General features: G+C 39.9%; 16 protein-coding genes. 10 read left to right on the forward strand and 6 right to left on the reverse strand.

Going from position 1 to position 21,205, the window contains the following annotated elements; translation table 11 throughout:
• Positions 1-101 precede the first annotated feature (101 nt).
• Entirely contained in the window at positions 102-2,135 is a 2,034-nt protein-coding gene (locus V7K45_RS31170; RefSeq protein WP_335009585.1) for a hypothetical protein, read from the reverse strand.
• A gap of 151 nt (positions 2,136-2,286) precedes the next feature.
• Here V7K45_RS31170 and V7K45_RS31175 point away from each other — a divergent pair, with 151 nt between their 5' ends.
• Positions 2,287-2,946: an exonuclease gene (locus tag V7K45_RS31175; protein ID WP_335009587.1), complete on the forward strand. Its 660-nt coding sequence runs from the start codon at positions 2,287-2,289 to the stop codon at positions 2,944-2,946.
• Between the two features lie 96 nt (positions 2,947-3,042).
• Here V7K45_RS31175 and V7K45_RS31180 read toward each other — a convergent pair whose 3' ends face one another.
• Entirely contained in the window at positions 3,043-3,888 is an 846-nt protein-coding gene (locus V7K45_RS31180; RefSeq protein ID WP_335009589.1) for a peptidoglycan-binding domain-containing protein, read from the reverse strand.
• 263 nt (positions 3,889-4,151) lie between these two features.
• Between V7K45_RS31180 and V7K45_RS31185 the strand changes: the two genes are divergently transcribed.
• The gene (locus V7K45_RS31185) at positions 4,152-6,473 is read left to right on the forward strand and encodes an NB-ARC domain-containing protein (protein ID WP_335009591.1); all 2,322 of its coding nucleotides are present in this window, start codon (positions 4,152-4,154) and stop codon (positions 6,471-6,473) included.
• A 332-nt stretch (positions 6,474-6,805) separates the two neighbouring features.
• Positions 6,806-8,152 (forward strand): glutathione-disulfide reductase, encoded by a 1,347-nt coding sequence (gene gorA / locus V7K45_RS31190; protein WP_335009593.1) that lies wholly within the window; start codon positions 6,806-6,808, stop codon positions 8,150-8,152.
• Positions 8,153-8,444: 292 nt separating this feature from the next.
• Here the strand turns inward: gorA and V7K45_RS31195 are convergent, their stop codons facing one another.
• Positions 8,445-10,817 carry a CHASE2 domain-containing serine/threonine-protein kinase gene (locus V7K45_RS31195; RefSeq protein WP_335009595.1) on the reverse strand — a complete coding sequence of 791 codons (2,373 nt, stop codon included), beginning with the start codon at positions 10,815-10,817 and terminating at the stop codon, positions 8,445-8,447.
• 738 nt (positions 10,818-11,555) lie between these two features.
• Between V7K45_RS31195 and V7K45_RS31200 the strand changes: the two genes are divergently transcribed.
• The 4 genes from V7K45_RS31200 (at position 11,556) to V7K45_RS31215 (ending at position 15,338) form a co-directional block, all read left to right on the forward strand.
• Complete coding sequence (locus V7K45_RS31200) at positions 11,556-12,077, forward strand: LabA-like NYN domain-containing protein (protein WP_041565194.1); 522 nt, start codon at positions 11,556-11,558, stop codon at positions 12,075-12,077.
• Positions 12,078-12,179: 102 nt separating this feature from the next.
• Positions 12,180-13,784: a 2-isopropylmalate synthase gene (locus V7K45_RS31205; RefSeq protein WP_335009597.1), complete on the forward strand. Its 1,605-nt coding sequence runs from the start codon at positions 12,180-12,182 to the stop codon at positions 13,782-13,784.
• 74 nt (positions 13,785-13,858) lie between these two features.
• Positions 13,859-14,365 carry a GNAT family N-acetyltransferase gene (locus V7K45_RS31210; protein ID WP_335009599.1) on the forward strand — a complete coding sequence of 169 codons (507 nt, stop codon included), beginning with the start codon at positions 13,859-13,861 and terminating at the stop codon, positions 14,363-14,365.
• Positions 14,366-14,657: 292 nt separating this feature from the next.
• Positions 14,658-15,338, forward strand: a complete 681-nt coding sequence (locus V7K45_RS31215; protein ID WP_335009601.1) for a SnoaL-like polyketide cyclase — start codon at positions 14,658-14,660, stop codon at positions 15,336-15,338.
• Positions 15,339-15,483: 145 nt separating this feature from the next.
• On the opposite strand, the gene V7K45_RS31220 is transcribed toward V7K45_RS31215, so the two are convergent.
• A complete protein-coding gene (locus V7K45_RS31220) occupies positions 15,484-17,940 on the reverse strand; it encodes a HEAT repeat domain-containing protein (RefSeq protein ID WP_335009603.1) in 2,457 nt (818 codons plus the stop codon).
• Between the two features lie 375 nt (positions 17,941-18,315).
• On the opposite strand from V7K45_RS31220, the gene V7K45_RS31225 reads away from it, so the two are divergent.
• Together V7K45_RS31225 and V7K45_RS31230 are read left to right on the forward strand one after the other, a co-directional pair.
• Positions 18,316-18,573, forward strand: coding sequence for a type II toxin-antitoxin system ParD family antitoxin (locus V7K45_RS31225; RefSeq protein ID WP_335009605.1), 258 nt, complete (start codon positions 18,316-18,318; stop codon positions 18,571-18,573).
• Positions 18,570-18,863, forward strand: coding sequence for a type II toxin-antitoxin system RelE/ParE family toxin (locus V7K45_RS31230; protein WP_335009607.1), 294 nt, complete (start codon positions 18,570-18,572; stop codon positions 18,861-18,863). The genes V7K45_RS31225 and V7K45_RS31230 overlap by 4 nt, the downstream gene beginning before the upstream one ends.
• Positions 18,864-18,924: 61 nt before the next feature.
• On the opposite strand, the gene V7K45_RS31235 is transcribed toward V7K45_RS31230, so the two are convergent.
• Positions 18,925-19,362: a GNAT family N-acetyltransferase gene (locus V7K45_RS31235; RefSeq protein ID WP_335009609.1), complete on the reverse strand. Its 438-nt coding sequence runs from the start codon at positions 19,360-19,362 to the stop codon at positions 18,925-18,927.
• A gap of 154 nt (positions 19,363-19,516) precedes the next feature.
• On the opposite strand from V7K45_RS31235, the gene V7K45_RS31240 reads away from it, so the two are divergent.
• Positions 19,517-20,962: a RecQ family ATP-dependent DNA helicase gene (locus V7K45_RS31240; RefSeq protein ID WP_335009611.1), complete on the forward strand. Its 1,446-nt coding sequence runs from the start codon at positions 19,517-19,519 to the stop codon at positions 20,960-20,962.
• Here the strand turns inward: V7K45_RS31240 and V7K45_RS31245 are convergent.
• Positions 20,956-21,123: a hypothetical protein gene (locus V7K45_RS31245; protein WP_335009613.1), complete on the reverse strand. Its 168-nt coding sequence runs from the start codon at positions 21,121-21,123 to the stop codon at positions 20,956-20,958. The genes V7K45_RS31240 and V7K45_RS31245 overlap by 7 nt on opposite strands.
• Between the last annotated feature and the right edge of the window lie 82 nt (positions 21,124-21,205).

Here is a 21,205-nt window from a genome sequence, read left to right on the forward strand (position 1 = left end):
AATGAAAAATCTTTGAGATGCTCCACACGCTGATTTTCATTCTTGGGACAATGCTTACTTTACAAGATTTTCAGCCTTAACTGAACCGTATTGAGCTATAATTATGCTAATTCAATTAAAAATCTTGCTATAAATGTGTTGCAAGAGTTTTCACTTATTTCTAGACTATGAATTGCTTTTTTGATTTCCTCTATTTGCTGCTCAAATGACAGGTTAGTAACTATTTTTAGTGCTTTTTTTAAGTTCACTTTGCTTTCATCAAAAGCTTTTTTACTTTCGTCATTTTTTATAATTTGATGTAAAAATATTCCTAACTCATGTAAAGTTATTCCTCTAAAATAATGACAACAAGCTAAAGAGAGAAGTACGTTAACCATTAATGCGTCTTCTTTAACCCTTGTTGCAATCACTAAAGCTGTTTGAAAAAAATCTTCGCTTACTTGAAAACTTCTTTGGCAGTATTCAAATTCTTTGTTACTCTCTATAAGCTTTCCTTCCCTTCCGTCAATTATTCCTAATGTGTGTGTAGTTAATGCAAATTTATAAAGGACTATACCTAAATGACTATAACAATCAATATATTCCAAAACCATATTTCTGATAGCTTGAAAAAAAGCATTATTTAATAAATTTGGTTCTTGTCTTAATTCTTCAAAACAACCTGCTTCATAAAACTCCATAGCATGATAAACAACTTCTAAGGCTATTGTTTCCTGCTTAGTAAGTTCTTGTCTTACTGCTGTTTCTGCATTTTCTATATTGAGATACACTTGTTCTTGAGTATCATTAACTTTCGTACAAGTAATTTTTGGTATAATTGTTTGGGAGTTATTAGATATTAATGTAGATAAAAATATTCCAGCTTCAGCATGAGATTGTTTCCAATCATCTGTTAATTTAAGTCTTTCTACCGCTTCTTGGCGGATAAGTTCATATAAATAGTATCCTCCACTGCTAAATTTAACCAAAGCTCTGTTTTTTAAATCCCTGAGAGATCGAGATTTATTTCGCTCATTTTTCTCATCCCAAAGTAAGCAATAAATTCCTTTTTCAGATATGACAGTCATATATTGATAACGGTAACATCCTAAGCGACATAAAAGTTTATAGGCTTGGGAATTATCATGCTCAAGTTTATTAAACTGGCGTTGAACGAGTTTTTCTAGAGTTGGATGCCTCAATATAATATCATCACGATTATCCTGCCAATAAACTTTTAAATTTCCTTGCGATTCACTTAAAATATCAGGACTAAGCAGAGACATAGCAAAGGCATTTCCGCCATATGCTCGGTTAATTTCATGAAGAGCAACAGTATCTATACTAATGTTACAGCTAGCAAAATAATATTCCCATGCCTCATCTTTTAACTCTTGCAGATGATAACTTTTAAAAGTTTTAAGCTTCATTACGTCGGGTTCATACAGCAACTCACGACTTGTGATTAGGGTAACTGACTGGACATTTTGATGAGCTAGTACTGTTAATAGTTCTACATAGTGGCTATTATGTGGTTCTACGAATGCGCCATTTATCAAAGAAAGTTCGAGGTTATCAATTAAGAAACCTAGTTTTCGAGTTTGGAGCTTGCTTTTTAATTGCTCCATCATAGTTATAAAATCTTGCTCTGGATTCTCCTTAAAATAATCTCTTAAGTTAAACCTTAACCAGTTTTCTACTGAGTTGAGGTTCTGGGGTGTGGTTACTACACGCAGTTCAAGATATTCTAAACCTTGAAGCTCAAACCATTTTGTAGCTAAGGTTGTTTTACCTATACCGCCCTCTGCGTGAATTAGAATAACTTTTGCACCTTCGTTAACAAGGTTGTTGAGGTGTGCGATCGCATCCTCACGCCCCACAAAATTATTATTGTTGATTGTCGTATCTTGAAGTTGCTCTGTTCTAGGTTCGTTAGCTGGAATATCAACTATCTTTTCCCAATTTAAACCTAGCTTTTTACAAATTTCTTCAAAATTAAGTCGATCAACTGGCTTACCGCTAAAAAAGTTATGTACTGTTGATCGAGCTATTCCTAACTCTAAAGCTAAAGCCTTTTTACCCAAAGCATTACGAGTTAAAGCTTTGTTTGCTTGTTCTATTCCTTTTAAAGATGCTTTAAGCGATCGCCCAGTCATATTTTAAATATGCAACTTTGAATAATTTTAACTGAGTTAATTAAAAGTCATACGTACTCATACACAAAGTCAGACATTCTGGACTTCTGACTCAAACACAATCTCAGACACCAGCCCTCGAAGCTAGTTGATGTAGTCATTTACAACACTTATGAAATCTACCTACATCAACGGACGATGCTACTATCAAGGTAATAATGGTGTTCTTCTTCCTGCTGTCACCACAGTTTTAAAAGCGACACAGCCACCAAAATCTCTAGCCGCCCTTTCCTATTGGCGTAATAAAGTTGGCGATGCAGAGGCAAATCGAATCGCTGTTAACAGCCGTCGTCGAGGAAATGCCTTGCACCAGTTGATTAAAGAACACCTGCAAGGTTATTCGGCCAAACCTGACAGCAGCCTGATTCAGCCTTACTGGGATAGCGTTCAATCTGTGCTAAACCAACTTAGCGATGTTCAACTTGTTGAAGAAGCCGTGCCTAACTATAAAGAACTTTACGCTGGGAAAGTTGATTTAATTGCTCGTTATCAAGGTGTTCCGCATTTAATTGAATGGACTACAGCCGAGGAACCAAAACTGAGATTTGATAAGCTTTATGACAAGCCTTTACAACTAGCTGCTTATGGTGGTGCGATAAATCGGTATTATAGCGATCGCCTCTTTAACTGCAAAATTAACCATGCTCTCATTGTCGTAGCCTTGCCAGATGAAGCAGCAGAGATTTTTGAATTTGACCGTACAAGGCTAATTCATGTCTGGCATCAATGGCTTAATCGGCTAAATTTTTTCTTCAATACAGTTGCTGCGTAGAAGTGCGATCGCCTACGCTCGGACGGAAGCGATCGCACTTTTTAAAGGCACAACGCAAAAATTTGATTGCTCATCAATTATTCAACTCCTGAATGACTAATTAAACAATTGCCCCAAGAAATTGATAATTGGTTTCCAAAAGATACCAGTTAATACATAAGGAGCATATTGCAAGATAGATAAGCTAGGCTTGAGTGAAGGCTTCATCGGTAAATTTTCTAACAGAAACGGCACTACACAAGTGAGTCCATACGCAGTTGCTAAAGCAGTAGTGAATTTAGGAGTTTGACCTGGTATAGGACTATAATAAATACCCAATAGGATGCAACAAATCATCAAAAATTGCTCCCATAAAAACCATGATTGCGGCGACAAAAAATAAATCAACCTCGGAAAGCTTTTATCAATTTTTTGTCGCATTCCCAGCAATACTGCCCAAGTTGCTGCCCCAACAACGCCATCATTCTTCAATCCATAAACTCTTTGAAAGCGTTTCACTGCTCTTTCTGTTGCACTGTCAAAATAGCTAGTAGGCTCTTTTTTCAAAAAGCCCTCATCATAAAGGATAATTTGCAGTTCCTTAACCGCATTCCTTAATTCGGGGGATTTAATTTTTTGACTCCGAGAAAGTTTTGGGTACAAAAGGCAAGCCCATGTCAACGGGCCAACCACTCCATCTGCTAAAAGATTATTTCTTTTTTGAAATTCTTTTACTGCCTCGTCTGTCTCTAAGTCAAATTTTCCAGTAATCTCTGCAAGTAAACCTTGAATTTTTAATCGCTCTTGCAATTCATTGATTGATTCTTGTACAGACTTTGGTGTAAACTCACGGTAAAGTGTCGGAAGTTTATTAAAGACGCAGACTTGTTTTTCTTCGGGAAAATAAAGTCGAGATTGTTTTAAACCAACCAAGATACTTACAGTTTGAATTAGTTTATTCATTCAGTACTCCTTTGTTGTCAGAAGTGAAAACAATAATTCAGCCAGAGTTTTGCTTGGTTGTCAGGATAGATGTTCCATTTGGATGCAGCCTGTTACCAACAATTATGAACTTAGTAATTAGCCTACTAAATTGACCTTAAATAGCGTAATTAGCAATGTTAAAAATTTGTTAGTTAAAAATTACTAATACAACATACTCAAAGTTTTGTTAGTTAAAATGTTGCTAACCAACATTTAACAACAGAACTAATAGGGTGATATTTATGTCAGATCAGTCAGAGCGTGGGAATCTGTCTAAAGCCTGGTATCAAAAGGTTTTACAGGATTGGGATATAGATCGTTTACTGACTGATTTGGAGTCTAAAATTCAAGAGCGATACAGGCAAAATTCTAAGAAAGACCTGTTACTTGGGTTGCTATGTGGGTATAGCTTGACAAGGATAAGTCAGGACTTATACAGAGATAATGCTGGTGTAAGAGTGCAATTGAGCAATATCTATCGAGATATTGAAACTTTGACAGGAAAACCAGACAACAGCGTTAGGTCAAGCAACCTGATTTACATTCTAGAGAGACATGGATATCGCAGAGGTGTTGCTGCATCTAGTACCGAAAGCACCTCTATTCCCCACAATCTGCCATCACCAACCTACACAGAATTTATTGGGCGCGAAGCAGATATGAAAAAGCTACTGGAAAGGCTTTTGCCGATGCATGGCGCTCACATGATTACAGTGCATGGCATTGGTGGCGTAGGGAAAACCGCGCTGGTGTTAGCAGCTGCTTACCTGTGCTTAAAGGCTAGTAACGAAAACAGTTCTGATGCACCTAAATTTGATGCAATTATTTTCACTTCAGCCAAACAACAAGAACTGATTCCCGATATGATTTTGCAACGGCAGCAAGGACAGCGTAACCTGCGCGAAATTTTTCGGGTAATTGCCAATGCCTTGAACGACTCTACAATTATTCAATCTCCTCCCAATGACCAATTCGAGCGTGTACGTCAATGTCTTTCTAAACAGCGAACGCTTCTGATTGTGGACAATATGGAGACTATAGAGGACAGGGATGAGGTTATAGAATTTCTATACAATTTACCCATTTGCGTCAAAGTAGTAATTACTACCCGCGAACGAATTGCCCTGCTGCCAATCAGTCTGCGAAACTTGCCTCTGAATGATGGTTTGCAGTTGATTCAGCAACAAGCTGAAGAAAAAGGTATAACTATCCAAGATGAAGACTCTAGCTTGCTCTACGATCGCACTGGAGGAATCCCTCTCGCTATTGTCTACGCACTCGGTCAAGTTTCTAGTGGCTACCCTTTGAACTTCGTATTGGAGCAGTTAGCCTCTGCTACAGGCGATGTGGCTCGTTTTTGCTTTGAGCAATCGGTGCAAGGTACGAAGGGACAGCCACCACACAAGTTACTCATGTCACTGGCGATTTTTCCTGATGCTCCTATTCAAGCTGCCGTGGCTGAAGTTGCTGGACTGACATCCGCTCCTGATTCTGTCAGTAATGGCTTGGTACGTTTGCAGCAACTCTCGTTAGTGAATCTGAACCCAGAGACTAAGCGATATGAGATGCTCTCTCTGACTCGTGAGTATGCCTTAGCACAATTAGCTGCTTACCCAGATTTTGAGAAAGAAGCACGGATGCGTTGGGTGAAATGGTATCTAGATTTTGCTTACAGTTACGGCGGAGAAGATTGGGAAAAATGGATACATTATAACAGGTTAAAGGAAGAGGAAGGAAATCTACGGGCACTACTTTATTGGTGTAAAAACCAAGACCATTATGCAGAAGTTAGGGATTTGTGGTTGCTCTTGAACCACTACGCCAATCTCTATGCTTATTGGGACGATCGCCTCGATTGGTTGCAATGGCTGATAGAACAATCAGAACGACGTGGTGAATGGTCATCTTTAGTAAAATTTATGATCCGCAAAACCTGGCTGCTGATTCGGGAGTGTTCGCCCCAAAGTCTTACACAAGCAGACGAAATATTGCAGCGGGCATGGGTTTTACGCGACCATGCAGATTCATGCGTTCAAGCTGACTTAGCCGAAAGTATGGCTAGACTGCGAATCAGACAGAATAATTATATAGATGCGCGCCACTGGCTAATGGTAGAAGAAAAATTAGCGATTGAGGCGAATCTAGACGAGCGACAGCATATCCGCTATTTTATTCCCGTTCTTTATCATCGGGCTGAAATCTTTTATTCAGAAGGGGAATATCTTTTAACCAAAAAGCTATTTCAAGATGTGATGAAAAGTGCAGAAAAAATTAATTGGCATCGGGTGATTAATTCTGCTCAAAATTGGCTTGCTGATATTGCCATCGAACAAGGCGATCGCGATGAAGCTCAAAAGCTATTAATTAAAGGCTTAACTGTCGCCGAAAGCAGCAATAATAAACGCCGTCTAGCTCGTTATCAACGTTCTCTTGCGCGCTGGGAGAAAAAGTGGGGAAGTGTCCAAAAAGCTTGCCAACTATCCACTCAGGCTATTAATAGTTTTAAGGACTTGGGTATGACAAGGGATGCAGAAGAGATGCAAACTTTACTTGATTGCCCATAATTATCTGTAAACAACGTATTTCCAGTTGTTTTCTAGCATGGCTGCTGCCCAAATTAGCCAATGGGTTACACCTTGTCGTCAGCGATCGCACTTCTAAGTTTTATACCATTGATAAGATGCATTATTTGTCAATAAAGTGTAATATAACTTAGTAATCATTGGGCGATCGCTATTCTTTTCGATCTAAGACTATTAATGCGGCAATCTGCTAAATATTAGCCTGGTTTCATCCCAAGTTGTCCACCCAAAGACAGTAGATGAAGTTTTGTGTAAATAACTATAAGGGATGAAATAGCTCTGCATTCCAAAAAGTGAAAAAGGAACAGATTTTTATGACATTTGATTACGATTTGTTTGTCATTGGTGCTGGGCCTGGGGGATTGGCAGCAGCTAAGAAAGCAGCTAGTTATGGTGTACGTGTCGCCATTGCCGAACAAGAAGCCATTGGTGGAACCTGTGTAAATCGCGGCTGCGTTCCAAAAAAGCTGATTGTCTACGCTGCTGACTTCGCCCTCAAAAATCAAATCGCACAAAGTTATGGGTGGAGTGACTGTCCAACATACTTTGACTGGACATTGTTTATTAAGTCAGTACATCAGCATATTGACAAAGTTAACCAATCCTATTTTCAGCAATTGCAAAAAGCTGGAATTGAATTAATTTCCCAATATGCCACTTTCATCGATGCCCATACTATCAATGTTGATGGACGTAAAGTTACAGCAGACAAAATTTTAATTGCTGTGGGAGGGCAACCCCTTAAGCCCAATATCCCCGGTATAGAATATGCCATCACATCCCGCGAGATGTTCCAGTTACCCTATCTACCGAAACGTTTAGCAATTATTGGCGGTGGCTACATTGGTGTGGAATTTTGCAGTATGATGCACGCTTTCGGTTGTGAGGTGACGGTGATTGAAAAAGACGAGATGATTTTATCAGGGTTTGACGATGGCATTTGCTCTGCTGTACAAGAGGGGTTGATTAAACGTGGAATTAAGTTTTTCACCAACAGCACTGTTCAAGAAATCAAATACTCAGAAGAGGGTTTGTTGTTAACCATTACTGGTGAGAGCCAAGAAATAATTACAGCAGATACCATCTTAGTTGCCACAGGTTACGTTCCAAATACCAAGAATCTTGGTTTGGAAAATGCCCATGTTGAACTTGGCGAACATGGTGCAATCAAAGTAGATGAATACAGCCGCACCAGCCAAGAAAACATTTTTGCTGTGGGTGATTGCACTAGCCGCGTGCAATTGACTCCAGTCGCGAAGGCAGAAGGTATTGCCTTTGCCGATACAGTTTTTGGGAACAAGGCGCAAAAACTGAATTATGATTATGTGCCCACTGCTGTTTTTTGCCGTCCAGAAGCGGCTAGTGTGGGGATGACGGAGGCGAAAGCACGGGAAAAATTTGGTGAATCTGTAGAATGCTACTGTACTCAATTCCAACCACTGTTGTATCAGATGATCGAACAGGATAAGCCAACAATTATGAAGTTAGTGCTTAATGCTGATTCTGGACAAGTTTTAGGTGCTCACATGGTGGGCGAACACGCAGCAGATATCATTCAAAGCCTCGGCGTGGCAATTCGCAAAGGCATTACTAAGGAAGATTTGGATGAAACAATAGGCATTCATCCCACGACAGGAGAAGAATTTCTGTCATTAAATTAAAATCACGTGCAGGGCTGAGGGAAAAAGCCACAAACAGAGAAGGGGGAAATCCTTCTTCTCATCTCCCTATTTTTGTGCGCGATTATATAGCAGGAGGCAGGAGGCAGGAGGCAGGAGGTAAAAACCTTGCTATTCCTGATATTTACGCTTGTCATTATGTCCTCATCTACCTGGCAACTGCTATACTTTCACAATTCCAAAAATTAAATTATCCAAAGTTTTGTATTCAATACAACTATCAGATTTTGCTTTGCCTACTTAAGAACAGCTTCCACAGGGATTGGAGATTTTTTTATTTGGAAGTTTCTTGTCCTTCTGAGTAAGATTTTGTGGGAATGCCTAAATCGTCTAAAGTATTCATTAATAAGTCATCTTCTGGAATATAGTGTCTCTGTTGGGAATTTACCAAATCGTCAAGAACTTTAAGAGCTTCAAGATCCTTAAGAGCTTCTGATGCAGACTGATATCGCTCTTTGAAGTCATCCAGAACCATTTTACTGAGAATCTTAGCTAGGGAGTGGCTGACCTGAATGCGTAGTTTACCGCCGTAGGCATCGCTCCATTTGATTTTCCCATCTGCGTCTCTATTTAGTTCGCGGGGTGCTACACCAGTCAAAGCTTTAATTCCAACCATGCCAACTGCATAGATATCACTACTATACTGTGGACGCCCAAAACATTGTTCGCTTGGTGCGTAACCCTGAGTACCAATACCAATGGTGAAAGGGGTGGACTCTTGACTATCAAGTTGTTTGATGCCGACTTCCTTAACGGCTCCAAAGTCAATCAACACTAGTTTTCCGTCTGAGTGTCGTCGGATGATATTACTGGGTTTAATATCCCGATGAATCACGTGGTTTTCATGGACAAATGTCAATGTTTGCAATAAGTCTCTGATAATTTTGATCGCGGCAATTTCTTCAATTGCTCTACCTGCTGGAAGTTCTTGATTTAAAGGATGACCAATTATCTGTTCTTGGACTAAATAAAATTCTTCATCTTCTTCAAAATAAGCCAAAAGTTGAGGAATTTGAGGGTGTCTTCCCAATTTTTCTAATGTTTGTGCCTCTGAGTGAAATAAACGTCTGGCAAGTTGCAATCCTTCTGGTTTGGTGTTGGCTGGTTTTAGTTGTTTGACAACACATCGCGGATTACCAGGACGTTGGGTATCTTCGGCAATGTAGGTTTCACTAAATCCACCGGAACCGAGAACTTTGACAATTTTGTAGCGTCTCGCCAAAACTTTCCCTGATAAGGCTAAATCTCGTTGCTGGATTAGATGTTGGAAGTCATCTTGTTGGCTAATAATCTCTTGAACAACGGGCGAAGTTTTATACTTCTGAAAAATGTCTACTAATTGGCGTTTTCTGATGCTTTCTCTAATGACTGAGGTTGCCAAATAGGAAATTCCGGTCATAGCGATCGCGATCGTTGGTACGCTAGTGGGAAAAATTAACTGACCATAGACAAATAATCCATAACTAATTCCTCCCCAGGCGCCAGACAGGGCAAGGCTATAGAAAAATCTATTAATACTACGCTTGCGTCTGCTAATCATCAAGGCTGCACTGCCAACTAGTATTAGCACAAACAAACCCTGCAATGGCGGACTTTTTATTCCTGGGGCGATCGCTTTCCCTGTCATCAAAGTTGCGATCGCATTGGCGTGAATTTCCACGCCCGACATCGGTTCAGTGCTATTACTACCAGCGACTGGATAATAATCATTATGTAACCGATCTGTTGCACCAATCAGCACGATCTTGTCTTTGAAAACTTTTCCTTGCTGCAAATAGCTGTTCCAGTTTTGCGGGTCGAGTACGTGCCAAAAAGGTTTTTGCTCAAACGTTCCCGCAGGCCCCCAAAAATAAATGCGATCGCCCTTTGGTCGGGGATAATTTACTTGTGCTGCCTTCAGCGCGGCTTCATCAAAAGAGAATCGCTTTTGGGTAAATAAATTATCTTCACCTAATAACTTGGGATACTCACTCGCTAATCGATGAACTTTTCCATCTATTTCTAAAGGAAAATTAACTGAACCAACGGATACTGACCCTGTACGAAACATTTGTTGTGGGTCTGTTAGTTGCGTAAAAGACCCTTGGTGCGTCTGGGAATTTTCATAAACGGCTGCTAAGGTAACTTTATTGCCATATTTTTGCAATACTGCCTGAAATTGGCGATCGTCTGCAACCCCATAGCTGCTCGCTGTATCAAAAACTACATCTAAGGCTACAGCGCGGGCACCTGCTTCGATTAATTTTGCGATCGCCTGGGAGTATGCAGCCCGTTTATAAGGATAAGATTTTAGTGTTTCTAAGTAGGCATACTGTTTCGGATCTGTTTTGTAGTACTGTTCGGGAACCGATATTGACTGATCGTCTATTGCTAAAATTACAATGTCTTCTGGAGGCGCAATCGGCCCGCGCATTTGAAAAAAGCCAGAAAGCACCTGATTTTCCATCAATTGAACCAATTCCCCACCAGAAACGCTCAATAGTGCGCCCCCAATTGCCCAAGTACCTGCCAGTAGATGACCTAAGCGAACCATCCACCGAGAGTGGCGAGCAGATGCTGTTGAAGTCACTTTTGTTGGTTTACTTGACAGTCTATTGGCAGTAGAGACATAGTTTTTAGTTAAGGTAGATGTAGGTTCTTCTGCCATATCGTGTTACTGATTGATTTTAGTCCAAGACTTTTATTTATTCAGACCGCGTTTTAGTGTAAGCACATTGAAATAAGAGTTAAATGATAATCTTATACATTTGTAAAGTATCTTCTATTCATCAACAAAATTTTATTGGCAGAGCCAGCCCCCAAAAAATTCTTACTCAACCACTACTTAATTTATTCTTTTTCTGTTGAATGAGTTACAAGTAGTGATTGTCTCATAGATCGGAGCCGGATATACTCTATCAGTGCATTTGGTTATGGCAAGATTTTACCTCACCTAACCAACAAGTACGTTACTAACTGGGTGCTATACCAGAAGCAGTCCCAAGGTTGTCTTCTGTCTCTGGCGCAATGTTGGTAATCTCCAGAAAGCGTGCCCTGATACTGACAGCTTTACCGAAAGATAGGGATTAATTTATATCTTACCTTAAGCCTATGTTATACCTCTTTAGGAGTAAACTTTAGTGTTATGCAGCGATGAATGCTGTTATTGGGTCAATTTTATGGGTAGATTTTGATCGCCAGGTGGCTCTTGCAGTGCTGGAAGTGAATCAGGTTAACACTCAGGATCTCAACTCCAATATTGCAAGCGTTTTTATGTCTTGAAAGAGGTAGGATAAAAGCTATAGATAAAGAACTACGTTATAGATATTAGCAAACAAGGCATTTGAAAATTGCTATAATCTATTGTTCCATCTAAATTCATATATATTATTAGGTGTAAATTTGTATGGGTTCTCCAATGAATCGTCTATCTATTTTTGTAGATGGAAACAATATGTTCTATGCTCAACAAAAAAATGGCTGGTTTTTTGACCCGCGACGAGTCTTAGAATACTTCAAACACGAGCAATCAGAAACAACATTAATTAATGCCTTCTGGTACACTGGCTTAAAAGATCCACAAGACCAGCGAGGTTTCAGAGACGCTCTAATTAGTCTAGGATATACAGTACGAACTAAAATTCTGAAAGAATATTATGATGATACGTCAGGCCGTTACTCGCAAAAAGCGAATTTAGATATTGAAATTGTTGTAGATATGTTTAATACAGTAGACCAGTACGATCGAGTAGTATTATTCAGTGGTGATGGAGATTTTGAAAGAGCAATCGAACTATTACGCTCAAAAAATACACATATTACAGTAGTATCAACAGAAGGAATGATTGCTAGAGAACTACGCAATGCTACTGATAGATATATAGATTTAAATGATATCAGAGATCAAATAGAAAAAACTGAAGGTTAGTAGCTTTAACAATTATTTACAAAAATAAGAGTAAAACAAAAACTAGGGTTGAAGATATATTAAGCCACAAGTAAACACTAAACACTAAACAACAAACGGCAAATGACAAACAAAACAGATCGAATCATCATTTTTGATACAACATTGCGAGATGGAGAGCAGTGTCCGGGAGCAACTTTGAATATAGACGAAAAGCTAGTTATTGCCAAGCAATTAGCGCGTCTAGGTGTAGATGTAATTGAAGCAGGCTTTGCCTTTGCTAGTCCCGGAGATTTTGAAGCAGTCAAGAAAATTGCTCAAATTGTTGGGACAGAAAATGGCCCGGTAATTTGTAGTTTGGCAAGAGCGATTAAAGCAGATATTGAAGCGGCTGCGGAAGCATTAAAACCAGCAGTTAATGCCAGAATTCACACATTCATTTCGACTTCTGATATTCATTTAGAGTATCAATTGCGAAAGTCACGGGCAGAAGTACTAGCGATCGCCGAAGAAATGGTAGCTTATGCCAAATCCTTCATGACAGATGTCGAATTTTCACCGATGGATGCGGCTCGTTCCGATCCAGAATTTCTATACCAAGTATTAGAAAGAACGATCGCAGCTGGTGCAACAACAGTTAACATCCCCGATACTGTTGGTTACACAACTCCTAGCGAATTTGGGGCAATAATTAAAGGCATTATCGAAAATGTCTCCAACATCGATCAAGCGATTATTTCCGTTCACGGTCATAATGATTTAGGCTTGGCAGTTGCTAACTTTTTAGAAGCTGTCAAAAATGGCGCACGCCAACTAGAATGTACGATCAATGGCATTGGCGAACGCGCCGGCAATGCATCACTAGAAGAATTAGTAATGGCGTTGCACGTGCGGCGGCAATATTTTAACCCTTATCTCGGCAGACCAGAAGATTCTCAAGAATCCCTGACAAATATTGACACCCGACAAATTTATAAAACCTCACGCTTAGTTTCTAATTTGACGGGAATGTTGGTACAACCAAATAAAGCGATTGTCGGTGCAAATGCCTTTGCCCATGAGTCTGGAATTCACCAAGATGGTGTTTTAAAAAACAAACTCACTTATGAAATTATGGATGCCCAATTGATTGGCTTGACAGACAATCAAATAGTTTTGGGCAAACATTCAGGTAGAAATGCTTTCCGTACTCGGTTAAAAGAATTGGGCTTTGAACTGTCAGATACTGAATTAAATAAAGCCTTCGTCAGATTCAAAGAAGTAGCAGATAAAAAGAAAGATATTTCTGATTGGGATTTGGAAGCGATCGTTAACGATGAAATCCAACAAGCGCCCGATTTGTTCCGGGTAGAGTTGGTGCAAGTTTCTTGTGGTAGCAACGCCCGTCCTACTGCTACAGTTACTCTGCGTACCCCAGAAGGTGAAGAATTAACCGATGCTGCGATCGGTACTGGGCCAGTGGATGCAGTTTACAAAGCCATCAACCGTGTAGTGAATGTGCCCAACCAGTTGATTGAGTTTTCTGTGCAGTCAGTAACAGGCGGTATTGATGCCCTTGGCGAAGTGACGATTCGTTTACGTTATGAATCTAAAGTGTTTTCTGGTCATGCAGCGAACACAGATATCATCGTGGCATCTGCACAAGCTTATGTAAATGCGTTGAATAGGTTGTATGCATCTTTGCAAACTCAAGAAAAGCCAGAGGAAGTAACTGCACAGAAAGTCTGAGATTGTATTTGTGAAACTGCCCGTTTTTAGCTAATGCTAACAAACTCCTCTCCAACTTTGGGGAGGAGTTATTTGTGAGTTCCAAAAATTTGTTAGAAATTATGCTGACAGAAAAACATATCATTATTAGAGAAGGCACGACTAAAGAAGATTTACTGATTGCAAAACACTTTTACCAAATGTGGCTAGATATTGGTGTTGATGAGAGTAATATCCTTCTGGAGTGGCAGAATATTACCCTCAAATTCATAGAAGAAGCGCGTCGGGATTTGTTTTACAAGGCTTTTATTGCAGAGATTGATAATACAGTTGTGGGTTCTGCAAGTTGTCAACTGTTTGCAGGTTTATACCCCAATCTTTTCAAAGATGAATACCGCAAATTTGGATATATTTGGGGCGTTTATATTGAACAATCTTACCGCAGACAAGGCATTGCCAAATTGATAACTAATAGAGCAATTGAATATTTAAAAGCGATCGGTTGTACGCGAGTGGTTCTTAACGCTTCACCATCGGGTAAACCAGTTTACTCCAGCCTCGGTTTTTCTGAAGGGAATGTAATGCAATTAGATTTGATTTAAATACAGCAATTTTTTGCCTTGTAGTTAATTTTCTAGCTCAAGATGAATCTGTGGTTACTTGTGTTCGCATTTGTGCAATATTAGACTTCTTGTAAAAGTGGGGGTAAAGGGTAAATAAACTTAAAATTCTTTCCCTTTAACCTTTTCCCTTTTCCCTCTCTTGCAAAAATACATTTTTGCAAGAGGTCTATTGATTTAATTATGAATATTGTTTAATTTTTTGGATTTTTCGATTTACTTGTATGCATAAAACTTTATTCTGAAAAACGATGTTTATAACCAGTTAGCTTGTATGAGTAGCGAGAAAACAACAGAATTGCCACTCTGGGTACAAGATAGAGATATAGTCATTGCTCATGATGAAGAAGTACAGTGGCGAGAAGGAAAACGCCCAGATTATTCTTACACCAATGAATTTCTTCATCAAGAGAGTAAATTTCAGCATCCAGAAGGTTCAATAGAAGCGATCGCTCAAAACTTAGTCCGCACTTTTGAGATGGAAGCTTCTAATAAATCTAATCCTCAACAGTGGCTTTCGATTGTTACCGATAAGTTTAAAATGAGTACCAATGGGGGACAACAATTCACTGCTGAAGATGTTGCAACCGAAGGGACTTATAACCTGTTTTTGGGTAAAACTGAGCAATATAACTCTGAAACAGAAACCTTTGAATCTTCATTTCAAGTTTTTCATACAGCCTTCCCCAATGGCTTCCTTTGGGAATTAACAGAAGTCCTTTCGGGGCCGCCTAATGTTACCTTTAAGTGGCGACATTGGGGAACATTTAATGGTTCCTATAAGGACTATGCACCCACAGGTGAAACAATAGAAATTGTCGGAGTTAGTATTGCTCGCGTCACTGATGATTTGAAGATTGAGTCTTTAGAGCATTATTTTGATAATAATGTCTTTCTTCAGAAATTAACAGCAGGTGGTTGTCCTTTCCATTCTCAAAATCAGAACAATCACTAGTTTTGATTTAGTTATAGTCTATCGAATAGCACGCTCATCGGCGCTCTTAGCAAACAGCAGTGAGCGCCAATCGAGTAATTATAATCATCGAAAGTCTGCAATAGAAGGGAATGCGGAGAAATTTAAATAAATTGAATAATGCCGTTTATGGTATTGGTGTTTGCACAGTAGTAGCTGGTATATTGATTGAAGGTGTAAACCCAGCCAGTTTACCCGATTTCTGGGGTACAAAGTCTGTTTCTTTGCTACCTTGAATCTCAGATAAGTAGCAATCTTGCACTGCCAACAACAAGCCTTTGATGGCATCTGGTGCGCCTGTTTTAACTAAATCATCTGCCTTTTTGAAAAAATGCGATCGCCATTTACCATCGTTATTGCCATATAATTCTATTAAATACCAACCTGCAAGATACTCAGCTAAAGGATCGAGACAGAAACGGATTCTGTCTTTGGCAGAACCGATAGTTTGAATCAGGTGCAGGCGCTTTTCTAGATAATTTAGGTGTGCTTCGGGGTCATCAATACCCAAAGCTGCTAATGCAGCAACCGCATCTGCACGCTTGGCGGTTCCTGGTTGATAACTTTGCTGCAAGCATTCCCAGGCGATGGTTTTAGCAATTTGATGAACAGTGCGGTCATCAAATTGATTGTCTGTAACATCACGATTGAGTTCATTGATGTAACCCAGCATTAAATTAGGAATATTCTCTGGTAACGCAGAAATATTAGATGTAACGTCTTTACTGGCGATTAACTGTTCGGCATAAAGTTTAGCCAGCAAAACAGTGATATTATTTTGACCGACCATCAGAGAAAGACGATTACAAGCGTCAAAAAATTCCTGGTCAGTAAAGCGATCGCGTTTACCTCGCTGCATGAGATAAGCTTCCATAAAGGACGATAGTTTATTCGCCTCAATCCGCAAGGGTTTAATTATCGTCTTATTAACCCGCCCCAGCTTTTCCTCAATTCGGGAAGTAATTACCAATGCATTCACCGGAAACTCTGGCGACTCCGGCTCAATTGCCTCTCGTGTAGTGGCATTCATTTCTGAGAACCGGTCTACAATCACTAGAATGCGTTTCTTTCTTAACAAACGTAACAGTAATTCTTGACAAATCGGCTCTGGCTCATCAATTAAAGCTTGCAACTGTCCTCTAATGGCTTCTAAAAGCGGCGACTTACCTTCAGTTACCCGAAATTCTTCTTCTAACAGCACAGGTAACATCAAATGTTTGCAGAGTTGTTGGTCTTCATCCTCAGCCATTGCCCACCCAGCTATTCGACACGCTAAACTGGTTTTACCTACACCCCCTTCCCCACCAATTACTAGGCAGCTACGTTGTTTCTCGAAAGTTGAGTGTAAATTCTCATTCATCAGTTGGGGAACTGTTGTACCATCCAGAACAACGGGAATGGGAATGTAACAGACGCGACTGCTAACTGTATCCTTTTTGGGAAATTGTTCGCGGGCTGCTTTGATATATTTAGCTACCCACGCATCTAATACTCTGGGATGGTAATGAAACCAGCCAACAAATAGCACATATCGCAGAGGTACATTAACGCTGATAAATGGGAGAGAAAAATCTGTGTAGGGTTTGAGGGCGTTGTTAATTTTCAACAACCATAAAGGGGCTACCCGCAAGAGAATTAACCAAATAGAAGGCAATAAGATAACGTAGGCGGCAATTCCCAAGAGTAATTTATGCTTAAATAGCGATTCTAGAACTCTATCAAAAAGGCGAGTTTCTTTTTCTGCTTTCAGGGCATTGAGAGGGCGACGTATCAGCTTAATGTCTGTCTCTGTAAATTTATCTTTGTATTTTTGTATAGTTGCCAATACCTCTTCAAAGTCTGAGATGACTTTCTGCAACTTGGAGGTAGGTAAAGCATTTGCCTTGTCCTGAAAGCCTGCCGCTATTCCTCCTAAACCTTTGATAGCACCTAAACGCACGTAAAACTGGTTATCATTCAACAGGGCAATTAAATTCGGGACAGAAGATACTGCTTCTGTACCCATTGCACCCAAAGCGTAGGCAGAGTTGTAACGTACAGTGGGGTTCTTATCTTTTAAGGCAGCAGTTAATACTGGGACAGCTACTTTCGCTTCTACACCAATTTTTCTGAGTGCAGAAGGAACATAAATGCGAACGAATTGCTCCTTGTCTTGTAATGCCGCCATCAACGATGGAACTGCTGCTTTAGCTGCTGTACCAATATTTCCTAAAGCTAAGGTGGCGTACAAGCGGACTTGTCCATCTTCATCTTGCAATGCCGCACTTAAGGCTGGAACTGCTGGTGCTGCTTCTGCACCCAAATCTCCTAAAACCGAAGCGGCGTGCCAGCGAAGATTACTATCTTGATTTTTCAACGCTTCAATCAAAGACGGCACTGCTGCCGAACCGATATTAACTAATGCATCTGCTGCAAGGCTTCTAATGTGGGTATCGTTATCTATCAACTTCTCAATCAGAGGAGCAATTTTGCTGTCAGTAGTGATTTGCGCCCAACTATTGCTTGTGCATAGTAGGAACAGTGTCAGGCATAAGACAACCACCTTGAGCGCACTAAGTAATACTTGTCTGGTATGCTTTGTCATTGAATCGGATTGAATCACCCGATGAACAACTCCAGTCAGAGAAACTATACCTAAGATTGTAATCTAACTGTCAATGTGGGTTAGCGATGTCTACGACGGGCTACGCCTACGCACTGGTTTGCCCCTGCTTTGCTCAAGCTTGGTTAGCATTGGGATTTAAACGCATCATGATTTTTTCTGGTTCTGTCAAATTTTTAAATCCATAACAGCGGTAAAATCCATGAGCATCTTTTGTGTCTAATATTCACCTTGACGAAACACCTTGGTACCAGAAAGGTAAACATCAATTGCTTAGTTACCGTTCAAGAATTGCTTTTGATGTAGCAATGTCGTTAGAATCTAGATAAGAATATTAATTCTATAAAGCTAAAAAATATGTATATCCAAATTAAACCAGAACTAGAGAAATTTATTCAGGCACAGCTTGCAAGTGGTAGATTTACTAATGTAGATGATGTCATCAATGAAGCCTTTAAACTGTTACAAGAAAGAGAGCAGCGGTTTGAAGAATTACGGCAAAAGATTGCTGTAGGAACTGAACAACTTGCTAAGGGGCAAGTAACTGAAGGCGAAGTTGTATTTGCCAGATTACAAGAAAAAATTCGTCTAATTGCTGAGGAGTCCGCTGAATGAGTAATTATTCATTTTCAGATGCAGCAATTCGAGATTTAGATGAAATTTGTGAATACATTGCTCGGAGTAGCCCAAAAGCAGCTAGTAAGCTTTTTGATGACATTCGCTCCAAATGTAAATTAGTAGCGAGTTTCCCCAATATGGGAAAAAGTTATGGAAGGCTTGTACCAAATCTGCGCGGTTTTGTTGTGGATGATTACATTATATTTTACTATCCAAGAGAAGACGGAATTAGTATTACTCGTGTTGCCAGTGGTTATCAAGATTTAGAATCTTTGTTCGTAGATTGATAATTATTAGCGATGTTTACGACGGGCTATTCGGCGTCGCACTTATTTTAACCCACTTTGCTCAAGCTTGGTTAGCATTGGGATTTAAACGCATCATGATTTTCTCTGGCTCTGTCAAATTTTTAAATCCATAACGGCGATAAAGTCCATGAGCATCTTTTGTGCCTAACAACCACCTTTGAACGTCTTGCAATTCTGGATATTCTAAAATGTATTCTACAAACCATTTTCCTAAACCCTGCCCTCGATAAGGCTCTAAAATAAAAACATCTTTTAATAACGCAGAAGTTGCATAATCAGTGATGACTCTCGCAAAGCCAACTTGTTGATTATCTTCATAAAGTCCAAAACATAAGGAATTGTTTATTGACTTTTCCACTGTGGCTAACGGAATATTTTCAGCCCAATAGGAAGTTTGTAAAAAATCATGAATTATTTGAATATCTAATTTAGATTTATCGGTGTTGATGTAAAATCGATGTTTTAATTCTTCATTCATCTCGCTACATCTTTTATTTAATAGGTTGAAAAATTATAATTCATTCTTGGTGTCAGTGGTTTATAGTGTCAAATGATGAAATTACTGAACCATTAGCTGGATAACAGAAGCTATATTCAGCATTCAAGGATATGGGTGCATATAGTTATTGATTATGAATCAGCCTACAACAAAATCTTGGCAAGAAGTTCGCGCTGCTTTCAAACAAATCTGGGGTTATGAAGATTTCCGTCCACCACAGGGAGAAATTGTCAACAGTTTATTGTCACAGAAAGATGCGCTGATTATTATGCCCACAGGTGGCGGGAAGTCGATTTGTTTTCAACTTCCCGCACTGTTACAAACAGGATTAACTTTGGTAGTTTCGCCTTTGGTGGCATTGATGGAAAACCAAGTTCAGGAACTACTACAAAGCAAGCAAAAAGCAGCACTTTTACATAGTGAATTATCTTCATCTCAACGTCGTGCAACTCTGCAAGCTTTAGAACGCCAACAGCTAAGATTACTTTATTTATCGCCAGAAACTTTGCTAAGTGCGCCAGTTTGGGAAAGATTATGCCACCCGCAATTGCAAATTAATGGTTTGATTTTAGATGAAGCTCATTGTTTAGTGCAGTGGGGCGATACTTTTCGCCCAGCTTATCGCAGATTAGGGGCGGTGCGTCCGTCATTGCTCAAATCAAAACCACCAGGAACAAAAATTAGCATCGCCGCTTTTACCGCTACTGCTGACCCCTCAGCCCAAAAAATTATTCAAACAGTTTTACAATTACAGCAACCAGAGATTTTCCGCTTGAATCCTTACCGTCCGAACTTGCATCCCAGCGTTCGTATCGCTTGGACACCACGAGGTAGGAAACAACAATTATTAAAGTTTATTCAAAATAGACCGCAACAATCGGGATTAGTTTATGTTCGCACTCGGAGAGATAGCGAAGATTTAGCCCAATGGTTAGCAGAGATGGGTTATGCCACAGCTAGCTATCATGCGGGATTGGGTGCAACCGAACGCCGTGAAGTAGAAGCAAGCTGGTTAAGTGGGAAAATACCTTTTGTGGTTTGTACCTGTGCGTTTGGTATGGGGATTAATAAAAGTGACGTTCGCTGGGTTGCTCACTTTCACGCGCCACATCTGCTATCTGAATATGTGCAAGAAATCGGCCGCGCTGGAAGGGATGGGAAACCAGCAGAGGCGTTGACATTGGTAAGTGAACCTACGGGGTGGTTAGATTCAGGGGATAAGCAAAGACAGGAGTTTTTTCACGAACAAATGCGATCGCAACAACAAATAGCGCAGCAACTTGTGAAAAAATTACCAAAACAGGGAGAAGTGAATGCAGTAACTCGACAATTTCCCGAAGGTGCAACGGCGCTAGCTTTACTCCATAGCAACGGTCAGCTAAACTGGCTAGATCCTTTCCATTACACCATTGGGCAAAAAGCGGGAAATCAGCCACCGACGCAATTACACGCCGCGAAGCAGATGCAGCAATACCTAACAACTAAGCAGTGTCGTTGGCAGTTTTTGTTAAATGCTTTTGGTTTTGACAAAGAAGCAGCTAACCTGCGTTGCGGACATTGCGATAATTGCCGTCAATGAGTATAAAAGACTCGTCGTCGAGTATAAAAGACTCGTTCACGAGTATAAAAGGCTCGTCGCCGAGTATAAAAGACTCGTTCACGAGTATAAAAGGCTCGTCGCCGAGTATAAAAGACTCGTTCACGAGTATAAAAGGCTTGTCGCCGAGTATCAAAAGACATCTCCGAAAACAGTTAAAGCCTTTGTGTGGCTAGGCTGTAGCCCGTAAATGCAATCATCTTAAATTAGTTAGTCTGTACGATA

The sequence above is a fragment of the Nostoc sp. genome (assembly GCF_036917375.1).
In the GTDB taxonomy this organism is placed as follows: domain Bacteria; phylum Cyanobacteriota; class Cyanobacteriia; order Cyanobacteriales; family Nostocaceae; genus Nostoc.

Coding starts and splice junctions, on each gene's coding strand:
- V7K45_RS31205 (WP_335009597.1), top strand. CDS start 12,180: ATGACAAACAAAACAGATCGAATCATCATTTTTGATACAACATTGCGA.
- V7K45_RS31175 (WP_335009587.1), top strand. CDS start 2,287: ATGAAATCTACCTACATCAACGGACGATGCTACTATCAAGGTAATAAT.
- V7K45_RS31245 (WP_335009613.1), bottom strand. CDS start 21,123: ATGTCTTTTGATACTCGGCGACAAGCCTTTTATACTCGTGAACGAGTC.
- V7K45_RS31220 (WP_335009603.1), bottom strand. CDS start 17,940: ATGACAAAGCATACCAGACAAGTATTACTTAGTGCGCTCAAGGTGGTT.
- V7K45_RS31230 (WP_335009607.1), top strand. CDS start 18,570: ATGAGTAATTATTCATTTTCAGATGCAGCAATTCGAGATTTAGATGAA.
- V7K45_RS31240 (WP_335009611.1), top strand. CDS start 19,517: ATGAATCAGCCTACAACAAAATCTTGGCAAGAAGTTCGCGCTGCTTTC.
- gorA (WP_335009593.1), top strand. CDS start 6,806: ATGACATTTGATTACGATTTGTTTGTCATTGGTGCTGGGCCTGGGGGA.
- V7K45_RS31180 (WP_335009589.1), bottom strand. CDS start 3,888: ATGAATAAACTAATTCAAACTGTAAGTATCTTGGTTGGTTTAAAACAA.
- V7K45_RS31215 (WP_335009601.1), top strand. CDS start 14,658: ATGAGTAGCGAGAAAACAACAGAATTGCCACTCTGGGTACAAGATAGA.
- V7K45_RS31170 (WP_335009585.1), bottom strand. CDS start 2,135: ATGACTGGGCGATCGCTTAAAGCATCTTTAAAAGGAATAGAACAAGCA.
- V7K45_RS31185 (WP_335009591.1), top strand. CDS start 4,152: ATGTCAGATCAGTCAGAGCGTGGGAATCTGTCTAAAGCCTGGTATCAA.
- V7K45_RS31225 (WP_335009605.1), top strand. CDS start 18,316: ATGTATATCCAAATTAAACCAGAACTAGAGAAATTTATTCAGGCACAG.
- V7K45_RS31200 (WP_041565194.1), top strand. CDS start 11,556: ATGGGTTCTCCAATGAATCGTCTATCTATTTTTGTAGATGGAAACAAT.
- V7K45_RS31235 (WP_335009609.1), bottom strand. CDS start 19,362: ATGAATGAAGAATTAAAACATCGATTTTACATCAACACCGATAAATCT.
- V7K45_RS31195 (WP_335009595.1), bottom strand. CDS start 10,817: ATGGCAGAAGAACCTACATCTACCTTAACTAAAAACTATGTCTCTACT.